This window comes from Sandarakinorhabdus sp. (assembly GCF_041689835.1).
Lineage (GTDB): Bacteria > Pseudomonadota > Alphaproteobacteria > Sphingomonadales > Sphingomonadaceae > Sandarakinorhabdus.
Window position 1 is genome coordinate 1 of sequence record NZ_JBDNFM010000146.1, and the last position, 5,690, is coordinate 5,690.

Consider the following 5,690-nt stretch of genomic DNA (forward strand, 5'->3'; position numbering starts at 1 on the left):
GCCACGAGCCCGTTATCTGCCACAGCTGACCCAACGACGGTGACGATCGGGAAGCCCGTCCCTTCGAGCAGCGACATCAACGGTTTGTAGGTGTTCGGATACCAGAGATCGAGAATGCTGGCCGACTGGAAGCCGCCCGACCATTCGATGATATTTCCGGCCAGTTGTGATGGACTTCCTGATCCAACCAGCATGAAGGTGCACAGATAGACCACAAGCGTGGCCAAGATGGCGCCTTCAAAGCGACGCCACTTGTGATGCAGCAGGATGCCGGCCAGCGCAGCGATCACATACACCTTCAGATTGATCGCCATGCCGAGCGCGAGCCACCGCACCCATGCCCGATGTTGCAAGCTGGCAAACGCGAACAGCATGCAGGTGAAACAAATCAGGACGAGATTTGCGCGCTCCAGGCCACTGAGCATCGGCATGCCGGCAGTCAGTGCAAAGGCTCTTGGCAGCGCCGTTGAGCGATCAATCCGGCTCAGCGCGATTCCGGCGAGCACGATGTTCAACGCATAAAACAAGTGAATGAACGCCACCCCAAGCCCGTCGCAAGCGCGTGTTTCCAAGCCAGGAGAGTCTGCATAGCAGTGCGACAAGCCCATGATTTTTAGTAGGACAAAGCTCAATGGCGGATAGAGGGTGCCCCAGGTGTCATAGGCACCGCCATTGTGTGCCCACCAGGCGGTGTTGAACCAATCCATCCATAAATCACCTGATTCATAGAAGAAGGGTTGCGGCAGATAGCCATAAGCCAATGTCTGCCAGGCCAGATTGGCAAAATTGATCGCAATGAATGCCGCAAGCAGCCATTCAAAACCGATCCATTTCCGGCGGTTCACGTCCTAATATCCAGGCGGGAAATTCACCCGTTCAAGTTCGTTGACGAGTGCGACGTTTCGGGTGCGATCCGATATGGTGCCAAGCAGATTGCTGACCACGCCGATGAATATGAAGATGATCGATATCTGCAATTGCGCAAAGGCCAGGGCGAGACACGTCCAGTTGGGCCCATACAATAATGCATAAACACCCCAGACAAGAAACAGCACAGCACTGAACATCGCGATCAGGATACCGAGGAACAACGGCAGGCCGAGCAATTTTCGCGATGATGTGGCCAGCGCCGACATGGCAAAATCAAGCAAGGTGAAAAAATTATTCTTTGATTTGCCGGCAGAGCGGGCAGGGCGATCATAGGTGATCAATTCGATCGGGTAACCGGATTCAACCAGCATGGCCCGAAAAAACGGCTCGGGCTCATTTAGGTGCTTCAGCGTGTCGACCACCTTGCGATCATAAAGCCCGAAACCCGTCGCATTCGGAATCAGCTCGACGTCGTTCAGCTGGCGGACAATCTGGTATGACAGGATTCGGAACAGTTGCAGGCTACGACTGGATTGTTCTCGGCGCCGCACGCCCAGCACGATGCTGGCGCCGCGCCGCCAGCGCCGCACGAATTCCGCCAGAAGCTCGGGCGGATCCTGGAAATCGGCACACATGCCGATCACGGCTCGCCCCCGGGCCGCATAGATGCCGTGCGTGGGAGAGCGCATCTGGCCGAAATTGCGGGCGTTGGCGATCAACCGTACACGCGGATCGCGGGCACAGATTTCCTTGATGATAGGGACGGTCTGATCGGTGGACTTGTTGTCGATGAAGATCAGATCAAACGAAGCGCCTGTCGGTTCCAATGTTGCAATGACGGCCTCGGCAATTGCGGCGGCATTTTCTTCTTCGTTGTAACACGGAATGACAACCGAAATATCGGGTATCGCCAGTGCGTCTGTCATGGCCGCACCCGAAATCCTGGCGGCGGATAGAGTTTCAGCAATTCATAAGCCACGGCCATCAAAAGCAGTGCAACTGCGATCATCGCTGCCCACCAGTTGATTTGCAGATCTGGATCGACATAGGGTTGCTCAAGCACACGGATGTTGGCGTCCGAAGCGACGTCTTCGACCAGGGTGCCGAGCAGGAAACGGCGATAATTGTCATACAGACCCTGCGACAGATCTAGTTCACGCTGCAGTTTCTGACCACGCGTTGTTTCGACGATCACTTCGCCAAGGGCGCCACGCGCGTTGTTTTGTGATTTTGCCAGCGCGAACTGGCGTTGCAGTTCATCCAATTCTAACAAGGCGGTCTTTACGCGAAAATTGCTGTCGGTGTTGAAATTGCGCAGGGTGTTGATTTCGGATTTCTTGTCGAGGATCGCCTGTTCGAGAATCGGTACCCGGCGAGAGGATTGGCCAACGGCACCAACCGGATCGCCATATTGCATGCGGCGGCGATAATTGTCGTAAGTCGACTGCGCGCGCACCAAGCGTTCCGATGCATCATCGACCAGCTTTTCCAGCACTCGTCGCTTGTAGGCCGTCTGGTTGCGGGAAATCAGCGCCAACTGCGAGCGGATGGCATCGGTGTAGATGGTCACCACTTGCAACGCGAAGGCCGGATCGGGATACTTCATCGATATCTGGATGATTCCGCCGCGCAGCACCCGCACGTCGACATGATCCGAAAGCCAAAGTAAGGATTTTTCCTTGTTTCTGTCCAGTCTGGACGGCAGATCGAGCTTGGAGGACACGGCTTGTCGCACCAAAACGCTGCGCGCAACCTTCAACGCGACTTCCACCGCGGCCTGGTTGCCGAACACGTTGAACCCGGCACCGAGCTGGCCCAGCGTGCCACTCAAGCCCAATGTAGCCGGGTCGGACGGGGTGATGCTGACCGAGGCTCGATGCTGCGAGGGCCACAATGACAGCAGCACAAACAGCCCAACCAGCAGGATGAAAATCCCGCGACGCCGGACATCATTGGCAAGGAAGGCGCGCGCGCCCTTAGTCTCGGCCAAGTTGCTCAACAATTCAGGTGGCGGTGTCATCGCGTCAAGGCCACCACTGCGGCCGTGGTGATGCCGAGCTGGAATATGATGCTGCTGATATCGCGGATCTTGGCCAGCAAATTGTTGTTGCTGGTCTTGACCGGCATGAAGATCACATCGCCAGGCAGGACGATTGCCTTCAGGGCTCCCATCTGCCGCGTCAGCACCTCGCCGTTGGCGCGCACCACAAACAGTCGACCGGCATCGGCTGCCCGGATCGGACCGCCGGCGCGGGCAACATAATCGCTTACGCGCAGACCTGTTGCTCCTGACAGCAGGAAGCTGGCCGGGCGGTAGACCGCACCGAATACGCCAACCGCCGACGGCCGAGGTGGCACCACAATGTGATCATTGTTCTCCAGAACAAGACTGTTCGGCAGTTCGCCGGCTTCCGGCGGAATATCCATTACGAGCCTGCCATCGGGGTCTGCCACGCGCAGACGCGCAAGCACCGCCTGTGCCGCCGAGAGCGATCGGGCTTCTTCACCTACGTTGAGGTTGCTTGACGTCAATGGTGTGGCAGCCAGCGCCAGCTCCAACTGGGCCACGGCCTCCTGAAACCCGGCGCGCTGCTGCAGCTTGACGCTCAAACGTTCCAGCCGGGTGCCATAAACAAAGGCCTGATTCGTCAGGCCGCCAGCCTGTTCCAGCAGATCGCCCAGGCGCGCGCGCGGCTTGACCAGATAGTTGCCAGGCTTTGCCACTTCGCCTTCCAACCGAACCAACACCGACTGGCGGTTCTGGGGTTGCTGCAGCGATCCGCCCGACAGCACCGACACGATGTCGCCGCCCACCGCTGCCACACTGCTCGCTTCCCGGCGCGGCACTTCACGGCCGATCAACGCCTCACTGTCCCGTGTACGAAACAGGATCAATCGGCTGGTGTCCGCCAACACGCCAGGGCCACCGGCGAGTGCCAACAGTGCTTCCAGGCTTTCCCCTGGCTTCACTTCGTAAATCGCTTCGGAATTGACGCTGCCAATCATGGCGGCCTGCTCCCCAAGCGGCGCCAGGTTGATCACATCCTGGTTTTGCAGCACTGAGTCGCGGCTGCGGTCGCCGCGCAGCAACAGATCATACAGATCCAACTCGGCCACCATACGGCCGCCTCGCATCAGCGTGGCGCGGCGGAAACTGCCGCCCGCCGAGGGGCCGCCGGCAGCAAGCACGGCGTTGACCATCGTGGCCAGGCTGTTGAGCGTGTATGCACCCGGCCGCGCCGCGAAACCGGTCACATAAACCTGGATACCACGCAGTTGCTTAACACTGGCTGAAACGGTGAAATTTCGGAACTGACGCGAAACGGCAGCCGCCATCCGCGCCCGCAGATCGCCATAGCGAACGCCTGCCAACTGTACTGGCCCGATCTGCGGAACGAAGAACCGGCCGTCACTGTCGATCTCGGCGCTGAAATTGCCTGAAATGCTGCCCAACAGGTTGATTTCCACCGTATCGCCAGGACCAAGCACGTAATCGGGCGGAATGGTTGTATTTGCCGAGACTGTGAAATCGCGCGCTTCAGGAAGCAGGAGATTACTACCGAAACGCGGCAGCTTGCGCCCCAATGCAGCTTCAACGAATTTTTCGAATTCAGACGGCTCGATAGGTTTGAGCATTGGCGCAACCGTGACCTCGCGCAATGCGGCGGCTTCACGCTCCGCATCGGTCTTCGGTTCCAGTTCGACCTGCTTGACAACCGGTCCGTTGCGGCTGTTCCGGCGGTCGCCATCGGATCTGTCTGATTGCGACTGATCATTGCCAGCGACGGACCCGAATGCCGGCGGATTGTTGCGATTTTCCGTCCGCTCCTGCTGCGCCAATGACGGGACAGACAACAGCAATGCCACGCACACTGTGGCAAAACGCAAAGGTCGGTGTGCTGAAAACATGCCAATTTCCGATAAGCGTCAATGAAACTGTGAGCCTTTTATGAGGCCCGCTCTACCCGCGCAAGGCTTTCCGCCGTGTCGCAAATCTGCTCTGCTAGCGACGAGCGGCTGATACCGTGGCGTCGACACAGATCATCCCATGCCATCTCGTCTCCCAGTTAACGATCGATCCGATCGCTGGTAATGGTTGCCCGCTGCGCACCCGGCGCGGCCAGAACCTGCGCGACTTCGGCTGCAATTTCACCCAGTTCGGCCGGCGCGCCGCCGCTGTCGAAGCGGGCAATGCCATCGGGCGCGTCCAGCAGTTCGGCAAACACCACGCTCATAAGCTCCCGGATCGCCACTAGGCCGCGCTCCACCCGGTGCGGCGCCTTCACCACCACCGGGCGACCCGCCAGCGCATCAAGGATGAACGATGCCAACGCATAATGTTCGGGCTTGTTGATGTGCGGGCCAGACACGTTGAACACGCGTGTGATCACGGCGCGCCGCCCTGTCTGCTGGGTCCAGCCGGCAAAAAGCGCCTCATCGTCGCGTTTCAGCCGGCCATACAGCTGCATCGCGGGGGCGGTTGCTGCATCGTCAGCGCGATAGGCTGCCCCCGAAGACGCCACCCATATGGCGCGCACATCGATGGGTAGCAGGGCGGCTGCCACAGTTTGCGCGATCGCCTGATTGGCGGCGATGTACTCGGCCTCGCTCATCCCGGCCACCTTGTCCTTGGTCAAGAAGGCCAGGTGCAGCAACAGGCTGGGGGCTGGGGGCAGGCTCGCCAGTTCGGCCAGCGGGCGTTGTCGGATGCTGCGGCCGCCACCCAGCGCGAGATTGCGTGCGCTGCTGCCAAACGCATGCACGCATTGTGAAAAATCCTCACCCAGTGCCTGGCCGAGCAGATCGAGCGTCACCAGCCC

The 5,690-nt window shown here is 59.2% G+C and carries 5 protein-coding genes; all 5 read right to left on the minus strand.

The window, feature by feature from the left end; genetic code table 11:
* Window positions 1-845 (minus strand): glycosyltransferase 87 family protein (locus ACESL8_RS08070; RefSeq protein ID WP_372917646.1); only part of this gene is annotated, 845 nt, incomplete at its 3' end.
* A gap of 3 nt (window positions 846-848) precedes the next feature.
* Window positions 849-1,796 (minus strand): glycosyltransferase family 2 protein, encoded by a 948-nt coding sequence (locus ACESL8_RS08075; RefSeq protein ID WP_372917648.1) that lies wholly within the window; start codon window positions 1,794-1,796, stop codon window positions 849-851.
* The gene (locus ACESL8_RS08080) at window positions 1,793-2,890 is read right to left on the minus strand and encodes a hypothetical protein (RefSeq protein WP_372917650.1); all 1,098 of its coding nucleotides are present in this window, start codon (window positions 2,888-2,890) and stop codon (window positions 1,793-1,795) included. The genes ACESL8_RS08075 and ACESL8_RS08080 overlap by 4 nt, the downstream gene beginning before the upstream one ends.
* The gene (locus ACESL8_RS08085) at window positions 2,887-4,725 is read right to left on the minus strand and encodes an SLBB domain-containing protein (RefSeq protein WP_372917652.1); all 1,839 of its coding nucleotides are present in this window, start codon (window positions 4,723-4,725) and stop codon (window positions 2,887-2,889) included. Before ACESL8_RS08085 ends, ACESL8_RS08080 begins: the two co-directional genes overlap by 4 nt.
* A gap of 212 nt (window positions 4,726-4,937) precedes the next feature.
* On the minus strand, window positions 4,938-5,690 hold a 753-nt coding region (locus tag ACESL8_RS08090), incomplete at its 5' end, for an NAD-dependent epimerase/dehydratase family protein (protein WP_372917654.1).

Coding starts and splice junctions, on each gene's coding strand:
- ACESL8_RS08075 (WP_372917648.1), bottom strand. CDS start 1,796: ATGACAGACGCACTGGCGATACCCGATATTTCGGTTGTCATTCCGTGT.
- ACESL8_RS08080 (WP_372917650.1), bottom strand. CDS start 2,890: ATGACACCGCCACCTGAATTGTTGAGCAACTTGGCCGAGACTAAGGGC.